Raw genomic sequence first — 14,903 nt, forward strand, 5'->3', positions numbered from 1 at the left:
CTCAGGCGGCGCCGGGCGTCAGCGACGGGCGGGCGTTCAGCGACTCGCGGTCGAAGCCGGCCACCTTCTTGTAGCCGTCGGCCACGGCCTCCAGCTCGGTGCGGGGGATGACCTCGGCCACGTCGGCGAAGCCGCCGGGGGCGCGGTCCTCGGCCATCTGCATCACCCGCTCGGGCCCCTCGCCGCGATTGGCCAGGACGAGGCGGCTGGTGGCCGGTCGGCGCTCGGCCTCGTAGGCGGCGAGCGCGGCGTCAATGTCGGGCTGGGTCGCTGCGTGGAACGCCAGGGTGCGGGCGTCGAGGATCGCCTGCGAGGCGCCGTTCGAGCCGATCGGATACATGGCGTGGGCGGCGTCGCCCAGCAGGGTGACGCGCCCGAAGGTCCAGCGCTCGACCGGGTCGCGATCGACCATCGGGTATTCGAAGACGCGATCCGCCGCGGCGATCACCTGGGGTACGTGCAGCCAGCCGAAGTCCCAGTCGGCGAAGCGGGGCGCGAAGTCGGCGAGGCGGCCGGGCCGGTTCCAGTCCTCGCGCCGCCAATCGGTCCCGTCCGGGAAGCGCAGTTCGGCGATCCAGTTCACGAGGGAGCGGCCCGGCGGCGCGGCCGGGTCGATCGGATAGCAGACGAACTTCTGCTGGGCGTGGCCGGCCATGACCATGGTCGCCCCGCCGAGATAGGCGTCGGCCTCGGTGACGCCGCGCCAGAGCACGCGCCGGTTCCAGATCGGCGGGCCCTCGTCGGGATAGTGCTGGGCGCGGATGGCGGAATGGACGCCGTCGGCGGCGACGACGAGGTCGGCGCGGGCCGTCTCGCCCGAGCGGAAGATCGCCGTGTCGCCCTCGGCGGCGACGGCCTCGGCGCCCAGCCGCACCGCTCCGGGCCCGAGACGTTCGCGCACGGCGTCGAGCAGCAGCATCTGCAGGGTTCCGCGGTGGATCGAATACTGCGGCCAGCGGTAGCCGGCGGCGAGGCCGCGCGGCTCGCGCCAGATCTCCTGGCCGTGGCGGTTGGCGTAGACCAGGGCCTCGGTGGCCACGCCCACGCGGGCGAGGCGATCGGCCAGGCCCAGCTCGGTCAGCTCGCGCACCGCATGGGGCAGGAGGTTGATGCCGACGCCCAGGGGCCGCAGGTCGCGCACGGCCTCGAAAACCTCGACCTCCACGCCTACGGCATGGAGGCTGAGCGCCGCGGTGAGGCCCCCGATTCCCGCTCCGACGACGATCGCGCGCATGGCCCGATGCGAGCCGCGCGGCCGGGCCAAGTCAAGGGCTCCTCGCGGCGGCCAAATGTGTGCTGGGTGACAATTCCCGAGTCCCACACCACCTAGTCAATCCGCCTGATCCAGCGCATGGCTGGGCCGGGGAGGACGCGTCATGAGGAAACTGCTCTGGGCCGCCGCGGCGGCGTTCGCCATCGCCGCGCCGGCGCGGGCCGCGGGGCCGGACTTCGCCGACCGCCAGGACTTCGACTTCGCCAGCCGCGGCTTCGTGGCCACGCGCGACGACCCCAAGATCCGCGCCGCCGACGGCCGGGTGGTGTGGGACCTGTCGGCCTGGGGATTCCTGGAGGCGCCCGCGCCCAAGACGGTGAACCCCAGCCTGTGGCGCCAGTCGCAGCTGCTGGCCAAGAACGGCCTCTTCAAGGTGACCGACGGGGTGTGGCAGGTGCGCGGCTTCGACCTCGCCAACGCCACCTTCATCGCCGGCAAGACCGGCTGGATCGTCATCGACCCGCTGACCTCGGCCGAGACCGCCAAGGCCGCGCTCGACCTGGCCAACGCCAAGCTGGGCGCGCGGCCCGTCGTGGCGCTGATCTACACCCACAGCCATATCGACCACTTCGGCGGCGCCAAGGGCATGGTGGCCCAGGCCGACGTCGACGCCGGCAAGGTGGCGGTGATCGCGCCGAAGGGCTTCCTGGAGCACGCGATCAGCGAGAACATCATCGCCGGCCCGGCCATGAGCCGCCGCGCGGCCTATCAGTTCGGCATCGGCATGCCGGCCGGCCCCGAGGGGCCGCTGAATTCCGGGATCGGCATGGCGGTCTCCACCGGGACCCAGACGCTGATCCCGCCCACGGTCGAGATCGACCACACCGGCCAGGAGATGACGGTCGACGGGGTGCGGCTGCAGTTCCAGTACACGCCCGACACCGAGGCGCCGGCGGAGATGAACATCTACCTGCCGGACCTGAAGTTGCTGGACATGGCCGAGAACGCCAACGCCACGATGCACAACATCCTGACGCCCCGCGGGGCGCTGGTGCGCGACGCCAAGGCCTGGGCCGACGACCTGACCGAGTCGATCCGCCTCTACGCCGACAAGACCGACGTGATGATGACCAGCCACGCCTGGCCGCGCTTCGGCCGGGCGGCCATCGGCGACTTCCTCGAGAAGCACCGCGACGCCTACAAGTACCTCCACGACCAGACGGTGCGACTGATGAACGAGGGGCTGCAGCCGGCCGAGATCGCCAACCGGCTGCGCCTGCCCGAGGTGCTGGACGACGAGTGGTACAACCGCGGCTACTACGGGACGCTGAGCTTCAATTCGCGGGCGGTCTATCAGCGCTACATGGGCTGGTATGACGCCAACCCCGTCCACCTGGCCCCGCTGGAGCCGGCCGACGAGGCGGCGCGCTACGTGGCGCTGGCGGGCGGCCCGGCCAAGGTGCTGGCGGCGGCCCAGGCGGCCTACGACAAGGGCGACGACCGCTGGGCGGGCGAACTGGCGAACAAGCTGGTCTACGCCGACGCCAAGGACACCGCCGCGCGCGAGCTGCTGGCCAAGGTCTACGACCGGCAGGCCGCCGGCGCCGAGAGCGCCATCGGCCGCAACATGTACCTCACCGGCGCCCAGGAGCTGCGCCAGGGCGTGGCGCCGCCGCGCGTGCAGACCGCCTCGCTGGACCTGATCCGCAGCACCTCGACGTCCGAGCTGCTCGACCTGCTGTCGGTGCGGCTGGATCCGGCGAAGGCCAAGGACGGGCAGGTGAGTGTCGACCTCGTCTTCCCCGACCGCAGCGAGCGCTACCGCGTGACCGTGAAGCACGACGTGCTGACCTGGGAGGCCGATCCGAAGGGAACGGCGGACGGGACTTTCACCATGCCCCGGGCGCAGTTCCTGCTGGTGGCGCTGGCGGGCGGCGACGCCTCGAAGGTGAAGGGCGAGGGCGACGCGGGCGCGCTGGCGCGGCTGCTGAGCTGGATGACCCCGCCGACGCCGGGCTTCCCGATCGTGACGCGGTAGGGCTAGGCCACGAGAACTGCCCGGTCCGCCGTGGCCGTCGATGCCCCGCTACCCGATCCGTCCAAGGTACTCTGTGAGGCCGATGGTTTCGCAACACTGACGAAAGGCCTCAATCTGCGTGGCGTCCTGCGTGACAACCGTATTGAACGGCATCCAATCAACGCCGATTAGCAACTGCGCCCCGTCGTTGGCGGTGAAGATGAGGCCGACAGCAACCTCACAAGCCGCGCTTGCCGCGTCTGGCTCCTGACCTGGAGGCGCCGCCGATTGGACGTTTGGCGCTGCGCCGAACGCGTCCTGAACGTCGGCGTCCTCGATGATGAACTCGGTCCGCCTCAGGACGCCAACTGTCCATTGTGCGAACGGCCACGGGTCGAAGCGACGGGGCGGCTGAGGCGCCTGCGCGGCGAGGGCCGACAATGTCGGGACCGCCAGCGAAAAGACCTCGAACTTGAACTCGAGGTCACGCTGCTGGACGTAGATCGGATAGGAGTTTCCATCGGCGTCCCGCAGCCAATGGGGGCCAAATCTGTCACCTATGGCCAAGCCAGATAGGCGACTTCGCAACGCTTCGAAGGTGGCGGGCGCAGCATCGATTTCAAACGGCGGGTAGCGGCGCATGATCATCCTGCTGGCGTATTGATGAGGTCCGACCGTAGTGCGCTACGACAGGTCCGCAACGGGTCGAAGGCGGTCTCAAGCCCCGTGTCCTCCCGGCCAAGCCTTGCGCGAGCAAGGCGCCGAGCCGGGACCCAGCCACGCTGCGTCGAAGCCGCATCTCTCTCGCAGCGTCGGCGTTTGAGCGGCTGGGTCCCGGGTCTTCGCTGCGCTGCGCCCGGGATGACGTTGAAATATCCGGCCGCATGGGTCGAATGCAGTTGTCGCGTTCCGACCTAGCAGTGGTTCCGGCGCGCGGTCGCAACCATTGCGGCGGCTTCCCATGCAACCTAGCCTTCGCCAGCGCTGCTAGAGAGGCGGCATGAAGCTGACACTGCTCCTGATCGGCTTGGCCGGCGTCATCCTCTATGGCGCGGTCCTGGCGCTGACCTTTGCGTCGCCGATCCATGTCGAGCGTGCGGCGCGCGGCTTCATCCAGAGCCAGATCGAGCGGCAAATCGGAAGCGAACTTCGGGCCATTCGGGCTGAAGCGCGGCAACCCCGGGCTGGCCGCTTCGCCGAGGCCCTGGCGGAGCGGCATAGCGAGGAGATCGCTGCGCTGCAGGCGCGATTGGCCGCGGATGCGAGCGGGCGGATCGCGGACGTGGTGGCCCGCATGCAGGATCTCGACTGCGCGTGTCGGGAACGGCTGCGGCAGGGCTTAGACGCTGCGGTCGGACTTCGAATTTCGGCGCTGGAACGCGCCGAACCGCAGCTGCGCCGGATCATCGAAGGCAAGTATGGCGAGATCACAGCCGGCCTGCTGCGCGACCTGCGGATCTTCGCGAGCGCCAACCTTCTGGCGTTCCTGCTGCTGGTGGCGCTCTCGCTCCTGAAGCCGGATCGGCTGCGCCAGCTCTTCGTCCCCGGCTTGCTCCTCGCCGCTGCGGCGGTAGTGGCCAGCGGCCTGTATCTGTTTGGTCAGAACTGGTTCTTCACGCTGCTGTACGCGGACTATGTAGGTTGGACTTATGGAGTCTGGCTGCTGCTGATATTCGGTCTCCTTGCCGATATCGCCCTGTTCAGAGCTAGGGTCACGACGCGCGTCGTGGACTCCGTGCTCTACGCGCTGGGACAGTCCGCGGTTCCCTGCTGATCGCGTGAAGCGTCGCCCATTCGCAGCGTCGGCGTTTGAGCGGCTGGGTCCCGGGTCTTCGCTGCGCTTCGCCCGGGATGACGCTGGGGTGCGGGCCACCTCGCGCATACTGGACCGTGACAACGGCCCTGCGGTCGGCTAGGGCAGAGGCGTCATGAGCCGCCCGACGCTGGCATCGCCGAAAGTATTCGCCGCTCCCCCCGCGGGGCGATGCGAGGCTGCGCGCGGCTAGATCCGCTCGTGACGTCGATCCCCCCGCAAGCCTTGCGGATGGATCGGCCAGTGTGCTCCGTCCGCGCCAGATGGAGACCTCCGCTATGACCGCCTGGGAAGACCGCTTCAGCGACCGGATGGGCCGCGTGCGCGCCTCCGAGATCCGCGAGCTGCTCAAGCTGCTGGACCAGCCCGACATCCTGTCGTTCGCCGGCGGCATCCCCGACCCGTCGCTGTTCCCGGTGGAGGAGATGGCGGCGGCCTACGCTGAGGCCCTGGCGACCAGCGGCGAGCAGGCGCTGCAGTATTCGGTGACCGAGGGGATCGAGCCGCTGCGCGTGTGGATCGCCGAGCGGATGGCCCGCGCCGGCGCGCCGTGCGAGCCGGCCAACATCCTGATCACCGCCGGCTCGCAGCAGGCGCTGGACCTGCTGGGCAAGCTGTTCCTCAGCCCCGGCGACAAGGTGCTGGTGGAGCGGCCCACCTACATGGGCGCGCTGGGCGCGTTCAACGCCTATGAGCCGGCCTACGCGGCGCTGGACCTGTCGGGCCGCGACGCCGAGGGCGCGCGCTTCGCCTATGTGGTGCCCGACTTCGCCAATCCGACCGGGCGCACCATGACGCGCGCCGAGCGCGAAACGCTGCTGGACCTGGCCGAGGCGCACGGCTTCGCGATCATCGAGGACGGCGCCTACCGCGACCTGCGCTTCGCCGGCGAGGACGAGCCCTCGATCATCGGCTTGGACGCTGCGCGGTCGGGCGGGATCGAGGCGGGGCGGACGATCTTCTGCGGCACCTTCTCCAAGACGGTCTCGCCGGCCCTGCGGCTGGGCTGGGTGTGCGCGCCGCGGGCGGTGATCGAGAAGCTCACCCTGCTGAAGCAGGGTGCCGACCTGCACGCCTCGACGATCAACCAGATGGCGGCCTGGAAGGTGGTCTCCGAAGGTCACGAGCAGCGGCTGGGCATGCTGCGCGCCCGGTATCGCGAGCATTCCGAGGCCATGCAGACGGCGCTGTCGCGGCACATGCCGCTGGGCGTGCGCTGGACCACGCCGCAGGGCGGGATGTTCGTGTGGCTGGAGCTGCCCCAGGGCATGGACGGCGCGCGGCTGCTGGAGGCGGCGCTGGCCGAGGAGCGCGTGGCGTTCGTGCCGGGCGCGCCGTTCCACGCCACCGATGCGGCGGCCAACACCATCCGGCTGAGCTACTCCCTGCCGTCGCCCGACGACATCGACGAGGGCGTGCGGCGGCTGGCCCGGGTGATCGACAGCCGGATGGCCCACGCGCGGGTGGGATAGGCGGCCGGGACGGCTTGCCCCCGCCCCGCCCCGGACCCAATCTGCCGGTCCGCGGGAGGGGACGCGCATGCTTCGAACGATGATGGCCGCAGTGCTGGGCCTGGGGCTGGTCGCGGCGGCGCCGCAGCTCGCGCCGGACCGGGTGCGGACGGTGGGAAATATCGCCGTGGCCGCCGCCGCCCTGGACGGTCGGGACGCCCTGAAGGTGACCGACCTCGGCCCGCCGTTCGGCCAGACCGACAAGCTGGTGGTCATTCCCGGCACCGACTTCGGGGACGGGGAGATCGAGGCCTGGGTGGCCGGCGCGCCCGCCGCGGAGGGCGCCTCGGCCGGGGCGCGCGGCTTCGTGGGGCTGATGTTCCGGCTGTCGGCGGATGGCCGCACGGGCGAGGGCTTCTACATCCGGCCCACCAACGGACGGGCCGAGGACCAGGAGCGGCGCAACCACGCGGTCCAGTACATCTCGGCGCCCGACTGGCCGTGGGAGCGGCTGCGCCGGGAGACGCCGTCGCGATACGAGAGCTACGCCGACATGGAGCCCGGCCACTGGGTGCGGATGCGCATCGTGGTGAAGGGCGACAAGGCGCGGCTGTTCCTGGGCGACGCGCCGCAGCCGGCGCTGATCGTCAACGACCTGAAAGGCGGCGCGGACCGCCGCGGCGCCGTGGCGCTGTGGATCGGCCCCGGCACGGTGGCGCATTTCTCCGGCCTGACGATCCGGACCGAGTAGGGCGCAGACTGGCGGCGGGCGCCGACTTGGCCCATTGACGGCGCATGGCCGAGGCGACGACGCGGATCGAGGGCGAGTTCGACTACATCGTGGTCGGCGCGGGCTCGGCCGGCTGCGTGCTGGCCAACCGGCTCTCGGCCGATCCGAAGGCCCGCGTGCTGGTGCTGGAGGCGGGCGGCCGGGACGACTGGATCTGGTTCCACATCCCGGTCGGCTACCTCTTCGCCATCGGCAATCCGCGCTCGGACTGGATGTTCGAGACCGAGGCCGAGCCGGGCCTGAACGGGCGCAAGCTGAAATATCCGCGCGGCAAGGTGATCGGCGGCTCGTCGGCGATCAACGCCATGATCTCCATGCGCGGCCAGGCGGCCGACTACGACCACTGGCGCCAGCTGGGCCTGACCGGCTGGGGCTGGGACGACGTGGCGCCGGTGTTCCGGGCGCTGGACGACCACTTCCTCGGCGAGACCGAGCACCACGGCGCCGGCGGCGAGTGGCGGGTGGAGGCGCCGCGCGTGCGCTGGGCGGTGCTGGACGCCATCGCCCGGGCCGCCGTGGAGATGGGCGTGCCGGCCACCGCCGACTTCAACACCGGCGACAACGAGGGCGTGGGAGTGTTCCACGTGAACCAGAAGCGGGGGCTGCGCTGGTCGGCGGCCAAGGCGTTCCTGACGCCCGCCCTGTCGCGGCCCAACCTGCGGCTGGAGACCGGGGTGCTGGTGGAGAAGGTGGTGTTCGAGGCCGGCCGCGCCACGGCCGTGCGCTTCCGGCGCGGCGGCCAGGTCTTCGAGGCGCGGGCGCGGGGCGAGGTGATCCTCTCGGCCGGGTCGGTGGGCTCGACCCAGATCCTGCAGCTGTCGGGCGTGGGGCCGGGCGACTGGTTGGCCGAGGCCGGGGCGCCGGTCGTGGTCGACCGCCAGGGCGTGGGGCGCAACCTGCAGGACCATCTGCAGCAGCGGGCGATCTACAGGGTGCGCGGCGTGCCGACGCTGAACGGGCGCTATCACAACCTGATCACGCGCGGGCTGATGGGGGCGGAGTACGCGCTGTTCCGCACCGGGCCGCTGACCATGGCCCCGTCGCAGCTGGGCATCTTCACGCGCTCATCGCCCGAGCATGAGCGGCCCAACATCCAGTTCCACGTCCAGCCGCTGTCGCTCGACAGGTTCGGCGATCCGCTGCACCGGTTCGCGGCGGTGACGGTGGCGCCCTGCAACCTGCGGCCCACCTCGCGCGGGACGATCCGGCTGCGTTCGGCCGACCCGGCCGCGGCGCCCGTCATCGCGCCGAACTACCTGGCGACGGACGCGGATCGCCGGGTGGCGGCCGACGCCATCGGCGTGACCCGGCGGCTGATGGGCCAGCCGGCGCTCAAGCCCTATTCGCCCGAGGAGTATCTGCCGGGGCCGGCCGTGGGCGACGATCCGGACTCGCTGGCCCGGGCGGCCGGCGACATCGGCACGACGATCTTCCACCCCGTGGGCGTGACGAAGATGGGCCTGGCGAGCGACCCGCTGGCGGTGGTGGACGCGCGGCTGCGGGTGATGGGCGTGGAGGCCCTGCGGGTGATCGACGCCTCGGTGATGCCGACCATCACCTCCGGCAACACCAATACGCCCACCATCATGATCGCCGAGAAGGGTGCGCGGATGGTGCTGGAGGACGGGCGGTAGGGGAAATCGTCATCCCAGGCCTTGTGCCTGGGATCCCTCTGTCGGTCGCAGCGAGTCCGCCGATGGGGCGCAGGGCAGGTCGCAGGCTCAACGCCCGCGGCGGGAGGGATCCTCGCCACAAGGGCGAGGATGACGCCGACAAATCAGACCAGCGCGCCGTGGCAGTGCTTGAACTTCTTGCCCGAGCCGCAGGGGCAGGGCTGGTTGCGGCCGGTGTCCTCCCAGCCCTGGGGCAGGGCCGAGACGGGCAGGGCCTGGCGCTGTTCGGACGAGACGCCGTCGGGGATGTAGCCGCGCTCGGCCTCGTTCTGGCCGGTGAGGGGGTCGAGGTGGACCTCGAAGGTGGGCTGGGCCGGCGGGGGCGGGGGCTCCTCGAACTGGAACTCCACCGTCATCAACCAGCGGGTCACGTTCTGGCGCAGGTCGACCAGCAGCTTTTCGAACAGCGAGAAGGCTTCGGTCTTGAACTCGTTCAGCGGGTCGCGCTGGCCGTAGCCGCGCAGGCCGATCACCGTGCGCAGGTGATCGATGTGCATCAGGTGCTCGCGCCACTGCAGGTCGATGGTCTGCAGCAGGAAGCTCTTCTCGATGGCGCGCATATGCTCGCCGACGAGCTGGTTGCGCTCGGCCGCGCGGGCGTCGGCGGCCTTGACGATGCGCTCCTCGATCTCGTCGTTGGCGATGCCGTCCTCGGCCGCCCACTGGGCGATCGGCAGGTCGAGGCCCAGGAACGACTTCACGTGGTGGTCGAGGCCTTCGACGTCCCACTGCTCGGCATAAGCCTTGGGCGGCAGGTGGCGCACGACGAAGTCGGCGATGGTGTCGTTGCGGAATTCGCCGATGATCTCCTGGAGGTCGCCGGCCTCCATGAACTCCTGGCGCTGCTCGAAGACGGCCTTGCGCTGGTCGTTGATGACGTCGTCGTACTTCAGCAGGTTCTTGCGGATCTCGTAGTTCCGCTGCTCGACCTTCTTCTGGGCCGTGGCGATGGCGCTGTTCAGCCACCTGTGGGTGATGGCCTCGCCTTCCTGGACGCCGAAGGTGCGCATGATCGAGTCCAGGCGCTCGCCGGCGAAGATGCGCAGCAGGTCGTCCTCGCAGGAGAGGAAGAACTTGGAGTGGCCCGGGTCGCCCTGACGACCCGTACGGCCGCGGAGCTGGTTGTCGATGCGCCGGCTTTCGTGGCGCTCGGTGCCGAGCACGAAGAGGCCGCCGGCCTCCAGCGCCTGCCGCTTCTTGTCGGCGATCTCGGCCTCGATCTCGGCGCGGTGGGCGAACGCCGATTCGGGCGTCACCTCGATGCCGAGGCCGGCCTGGTCCTCGCGCCACTTGGCCAGCCGCATGTCGACGTTGCCGCCCAGCTGGATGTCGGTGCCGCGGCCGGCCATGTTGGTGGCGATGGTCACCGCGCCCGGCACCCCGGCGTCGGCCACGATCACGGCTTCCTGCTCGTGGAAGCGGGCGTTCAGGACGCTGTGCGGGATGCCGCGGACGGTCTTGCCGTCCATCTCGAAGGTGTGGGCCTTCAGCAGCTCGGAAAGCTGTTCGGATTTCTCGATGGTGACCGTGCCCACCAGGATCGGCTGGCCGCGGCGGTAGCATTCCTCGATCTGGGCGATGATCGCCTGGTTCTTCTCGCGGGCGGTGCGGTAGACCTCGTCGTCGTCGTCGATCCGGGCGACGGGCCGGTTGGTCGGGATTTCCGCCACGTCCATCTTGTAGATATCTAGGAATTCCTGGGCCTCGGTGGCGGCCGTGCCGGTCATGCCCGAGAGCTTGGAATAGAGGCGGAAGTAGTTCTGGCTCGTCACCGAGGCCAGGGTCTGGTTCTCGGGCTGGACGACGGCGCCTTCCTTGGCCTCGATCGCCTGGTGCAGGCCTTCCGACAGGCGGCGGCCATGCATCATCCGGCCGGTGAATTCGTCGATCAGGATCACCTCGCCGGCGCGGACGATGTAGTCCTTGTCGCGGGTGTAGAGCACGTTGGCGCGCAGCGCCTGGTTCACGTGGTGGACGACCGAGATGTTGGCCGGGTCGTAGAGGCCGGCGGAGTCCTCCTCCAGGTGGCCGGCGTCGGCGAGCATCTGCTCCGCCTTCTCCGACCCCTCTTCGGTGAGCATGACCTGGCGCTGCTTCTCGTCGTGCTCGTAGGTGGTCGGGTCCTGGATCATCTCCTTCACCAGGAGGTCGACGGTCCGGTAGAACTCCGAGCGGTCCTCGGTCGGGCCCGAGATGATCAGCGGCGTGCGCGCCTCGTCGATCAGGATCGAGTCCACTTCGTCGACGATCGCGAAATTGTGGCCGCGCTGGACCATCTCGGAGACGTCGTAGACGAGGTTGTCACGCAGGTAGTCGAAGCCGAACTCGTTGTTCGTGCCATAGGTGATGTCCGACCCGTAGGCGGCCTGGCGCTGGCCCTGGCTGAGCCCGTGGACGATCACGCCCACCGACAGGCCGAGGAAGCCGTAGACCTGACCCATCCATTCCGAGTCGCGCTGGGCCAGGTAGTCGTTGACGGTGATGACGTGGACGCCCTTGCCCGCCAGCGCATTCAGGTAGACGGGCGCGGTCGCCACCAGCGTCTTGCCTTCGCCGGTCCGCATCTCGGCGATGCCGCCCTTGTGCAGGATCATGCCGCCGACGAGCTGGACGTCGTAGTGCCGCTGACCCAGCACGCGCTTGGCCGCCTCGCGCACCACGGCGAAGGCTTCCTCCATGAGCTGGTCCAGAGTTTCGCCCTTGGCGAACCGGGCCTTGAACTCGTCGGTCTTCGCGCGGAGCTCGGCGTCGCTCAGCGCCTGCATGGCCGGCTCCAGCGCCGTGATCTTGGCGACGCGCGCCATGAGGCCCCGGACCTTGCGGTCGTTCGAGGAGCCGAGGAACCGTTGGAAGATGCTCAAGTCAGGGTGTCCGTCCGGCGGCGATAGGGCCCTTCGCCGCCTCGAAAAAACGCGCTTTTAGGGGCGTGGGTGACTTAAGGACTGCCCCCGTCCAAGTCAACGCAAGGTCCCCCGTCGCGGGACGCCTCGCCCCGCAAGCCGCCCTTAGAGGCGAGTAGCGTGGCAAGATTGTGAAGACCCGGCTTCGACCGGGGCGCCGCAACGCTTCGGCTCGGGACAGACCGCAACCCGACGACGAGACGCCGACCTGTCGGCTCGCCTCCGGGTTGACGCGACACACGGCATGGCTTCCAAGACCGGCATGGCCTCCAAGACCCGCATGGCCGAGCTGGTGAAGGCGTTCGAGGTCAAGGCCGCGCTCGCCGACCTCGATGCGCACCCCGAACTGCTGCGCGTGCGCGACGAGCAGGGCCGCACCTGGCTGCACCTGACCGCCGCCCAGCCGGTCGAGGGCGACGCCGCCAAGGCCGACGCCAGCGTCGCCCTGGCCGACGGGCTGATCGACCGCGGCCTCGACCCGAACGACGCGGCCTTCACCGAAGGGCCTAACGGCGAGTGGCGCGCGACGCCCCTCTGGTACGCCATCTCCCGTGGCCGCAACCTGACCCTGGCGCGGTTCCTCCTCCAGCGCGGCTGCGATCCCGACCACTGCATGTTCGCCGCGGCCTGGAACCGCGACGTGGAGGCGATCCGGCTGCTGCGCCGCCACGGCGCGCCCCTGCGCAGCGACGTCTTCGTGGAGGCTGTCGGCTGGAGCCGGTTCGAGGCGGCCGAGGAGTTCCTGCGCCAGGGCGCCAATCCCAACGCCATCGGCAAGGACGGGCGCACGGCCTTGCACATGATGCTGGACAAGGGCAGCGCGCCCGAACACCTGGCGATGGTGATCGGCTTCGGCGCCCGCGGCGACATTCCCGGGCCGGACGGGCGCACCGCGGTCGACATCCTGCGCCGCAAAAGGGATCCGGCGTACCGGGCGCTCGCGAACCGCTTCTAGAGGCCTTCCCACTCACGACGAGGCGTCGTGCGTGGACAAGAAGGCCTCTGAACTCAACGTGCTCTGACGCCGAGGGGCCGACGACAGTGTCCCGCGCGTGGCGACGATCACCGCGACGGCCGCCGCCGCATAGGCGAGGGCGGCGTACATGGCGCCGGCCGGGTTGAGGTCGCTGAAGCGGTTGAAGGCCCAGTGCATCAGGATCGCAGGGATCACCGCGCCGCGCGCATTGATCGTCACCCACGACATCAAGACCGTCGCCGACACCATGGCGACGCAGAACCAGCCGAGCGGCAGGCTCGACTGCGGCATGCCGGAGAACAGGAACGCCGGCAGGTGCCAGACGGTCCAGATCGCGCCGAGCAGGAGGGCGGCCGTCGTCGGATTGAAGCGATCCAGCATCCGCGGCAGGGCGAACCCGCGCCAGCCCGGGTCCTCCCCGATCGGCCCCGGGTCCAGCACCAGCATGACCAGGCCCGCGGCGACGAACTGCGGCCAGTGCGCGACCTCGAACACCGGCGGGGGCGGGGTGTGCGTGACCAGGGCCTGGACGAAGCGCGCGCCGAGCGCCAGCGCCGCCACGCCCAGGGTGGCGATGGCGTACCAGCGCAGGCCGAAGCGCCAGCGGAAGATCCGGCCCAACAGCTCGCGCAGGCCGGCGCGCCCCGCGTAGCGGGCGGTGATGGCGAGCGTCAGCAGGGTCGGGGACCACACGGTGACGAAGATCAGTGGGTTCCACAGCGTCACGGGCCCGAACAGCCTCGTCATCGGTTCGCCAAGCGCCGCGTAGAGGAGGCCGACCCCCCAGGCCCACGCGAAGACGAGGAGGTAGAACAGGCCAAGGCCGTCGCGCCGACGCGGGGCGCTCAGGCTTGGGGGTGCGGCGCGCGTGGGCTGAGGTGAGGAGAGGTCGCGGTTGGACATCGGGTCTTCCTTCCGGTTGCGGAAGGCCAGGAGCCCGATGCGCGTCGTCGTCGTCTCGGCGAGTCCGGAAAAGGCTGGTCGAATTCGAACTCAGTCAGGATCGGCCGGGATCTGCGGGCCCAGCGCCTGACGCCGCCACGCCGTCGGCGTCGAGCCGGTCACGGCCCGGAAGGCGCGGTTGAACGGGCTGAGCGAGCCGAAGCCCAGGTCGAAGGCGATGGCGGCGACGGTGATGTCGGCCTCGGTGGGATCGGAAAGGCGCGCCTGGGCGGCGCGGATCCGGTAGCCGTTCACGAAGTCGGCGAAGTTGCGGCGTCCCAGACGCACATTGATCAGCCGCCGCAGGCGGTGCTCCGGCGCGCCCAGTTCGGCGGCGAGTTCGCCGATGCTCAGGCGCTCGCGCCGCCAGCCGCCGGTCTCCATGAACTTGTCGAGCCGGTTCAGCAGCGCCCGCTCGGCAAGCGCGATGCGCGGGTCCTCTGCGCCGCGCGGCCGGGCCCGCTGCGCGAACAGCGACGCCCGCGCCTGGAGCAGCACGCCGCCGAGCGCGAGCCCAAGGGCCGCGACCGCCGCGGCCCCCAGGTTTTGACGGACCGCCAGGGCGGCCCAGGCGCCGTGCTCGCCCAGCAGGCCGGCCGCACCCGCGATCCCCTGCGCCGCCGCGAACAGGGCCATCAGCCCCAGAACCAGGGCGCGGGAGCGGCGGCGGGCGTCCACGAGGTCGTCCCGCCAGTTGCGGACGATCAGATAGACCGCGTGCAGGCCAAGGAGGGCGGCGACGGCGTTGAAGCCGGCCCACAGCTGCGGGATCATCTCAGGCGGCGCGAACGGGATCGCCAACCCGGCGGCCGCGAGCAGGGCCATAGGCAGCGCCACCAGCCCGTCGAACGGCCGATCGTCGAAGACACAGGCCACGAAAGCCCAGAACGCCCCCGCGGCCGGGAAGGCCAGCAGACGCAGGATGTAGGGCCGCCCGAACGCCTCCCAGACCGGTTCAGACTCCGTCGAGACCCAGGCGGCCGCGCACAGGCAGGCCAGGACGGTCGCGAGCCTGGCGGACCGGTCCAGCCCGGTCCGGCCGACGCCCAGCGCGGTCACGCCCAGAGCGCCGATCGCCAGGCCCGACCAGAAGATCGCGAGCGTGTCGTGCATCGGCCTCCCCGCCCA

At 70.5% G+C, this 14,903-nt stretch carries 11 protein-coding genes; 6 read left to right on the plus strand and 5 right to left on the minus strand.

Features of this window, described 5'->3' with window-relative positions; translation table 11 throughout:
* Window position 1: 1 nt before the first annotated feature.
* Window positions 2-1,234, minus strand: coding sequence for a flavin-dependent oxidoreductase (locus GC203_RS01360; RefSeq protein WP_293450554.1), 1,233 nt, complete (start codon window positions 1,232-1,234; stop codon window positions 2-4).
* Window positions 1,235-1,376: 142 nt separating this feature from the next.
* On the opposite strand from GC203_RS01360, the gene GC203_RS01365 reads away from it, so the two are divergent.
* On the plus strand, window positions 1,377-3,251 hold the full coding sequence (locus GC203_RS01365) for an alkyl sulfatase dimerization domain-containing protein (protein WP_293450556.1): 1,875 nt from the start codon (window positions 1,377-1,379) through the stop codon (window positions 3,249-3,251).
* Between the two features lie 48 nt (window positions 3,252-3,299).
* Here GC203_RS01365 and GC203_RS01370 read toward each other — a convergent pair whose 3' ends face one another.
* Window positions 3,300-3,878 (minus strand): hypothetical protein, encoded by a 579-nt coding sequence (locus tag GC203_RS01370; RefSeq protein WP_293450558.1) that lies wholly within the window; start codon window positions 3,876-3,878, stop codon window positions 3,300-3,302.
* Window positions 3,879-4,230: 352 nt separating this feature from the next.
* Here GC203_RS01370 and GC203_RS01375 point away from each other — a divergent pair, with 352 nt between their 5' ends.
* The 4 genes from GC203_RS01375 (at window position 4,231) to GC203_RS01390 (ending at window position 8,918) form a co-directional block, all read left to right on the plus strand.
* Complete coding sequence (locus GC203_RS01375) at window positions 4,231-5,004, plus strand: hypothetical protein (RefSeq protein WP_293450560.1); 774 nt, start codon at window positions 4,231-4,233, stop codon at window positions 5,002-5,004.
* A 317-nt stretch (window positions 5,005-5,321) separates the two neighbouring features.
* Complete coding sequence (locus GC203_RS01380) at window positions 5,322-6,515, plus strand: PLP-dependent aminotransferase family protein (protein WP_293450562.1); 1,194 nt, start codon at window positions 5,322-5,324, stop codon at window positions 6,513-6,515.
* 67 nt (window positions 6,516-6,582) lie between these two features.
* Window positions 6,583-7,245 carry a hypothetical protein gene (locus GC203_RS01385; protein WP_293450564.1) on the plus strand — a complete coding sequence of 221 codons (663 nt, stop codon included), beginning with the start codon at window positions 6,583-6,585 and terminating at the stop codon, window positions 7,243-7,245.
* Between the two features lie 44 nt (window positions 7,246-7,289).
* Window positions 7,290-8,918, plus strand: a complete 1,629-nt coding sequence (locus GC203_RS01390) for a GMC family oxidoreductase N-terminal domain-containing protein (protein ID WP_293450566.1) — start codon at window positions 7,290-7,292, stop codon at window positions 8,916-8,918.
* Between the two features lie 143 nt (window positions 8,919-9,061).
* Here the strand turns inward: GC203_RS01390 and secA are convergent, their stop codons facing one another.
* The gene (secA, locus tag GC203_RS01395) at window positions 9,062-11,818 is read right to left on the minus strand and encodes a preprotein translocase subunit SecA (protein ID WP_293450568.1); all 2,757 of its coding nucleotides are present in this window, start codon (window positions 11,816-11,818) and stop codon (window positions 9,062-9,064) included.
* A 283-nt stretch (window positions 11,819-12,101) separates the two neighbouring features.
* On the opposite strand from secA, the gene GC203_RS01400 reads away from it, so the two are divergent.
* Window positions 12,102-12,812: a hypothetical protein gene (locus tag GC203_RS01400; RefSeq protein ID WP_293450570.1), complete on the plus strand. Its 711-nt coding sequence runs from the start codon at window positions 12,102-12,104 to the stop codon at window positions 12,810-12,812.
* A gap of 12 nt (window positions 12,813-12,824) precedes the next feature.
* Here the strand turns inward: GC203_RS01400 and GC203_RS01405 are convergent, their stop codons facing one another.
* Together GC203_RS01405 and GC203_RS01410 are read right to left on the minus strand one after the other, a co-directional pair.
* Complete coding sequence (locus GC203_RS01405; RefSeq protein ID WP_293450572.1) at window positions 12,825-13,736, minus strand: type II CAAX endopeptidase family protein; 912 nt, start codon at window positions 13,734-13,736, stop codon at window positions 12,825-12,827.
* A 90-nt stretch (window positions 13,737-13,826) separates the two neighbouring features.
* The coding region (locus tag GC203_RS01410) for a helix-turn-helix domain-containing protein (RefSeq protein WP_293450574.1) at window positions 13,827-14,903 on the minus strand (1,077 nt) is incomplete at its 5' end.

The sequence above is a fragment of the Phenylobacterium sp. genome (genome assembly GCF_016124325.1).
Lineage (GTDB): Bacteria > Pseudomonadota > Alphaproteobacteria > Caulobacterales > Caulobacteraceae > Phenylobacterium.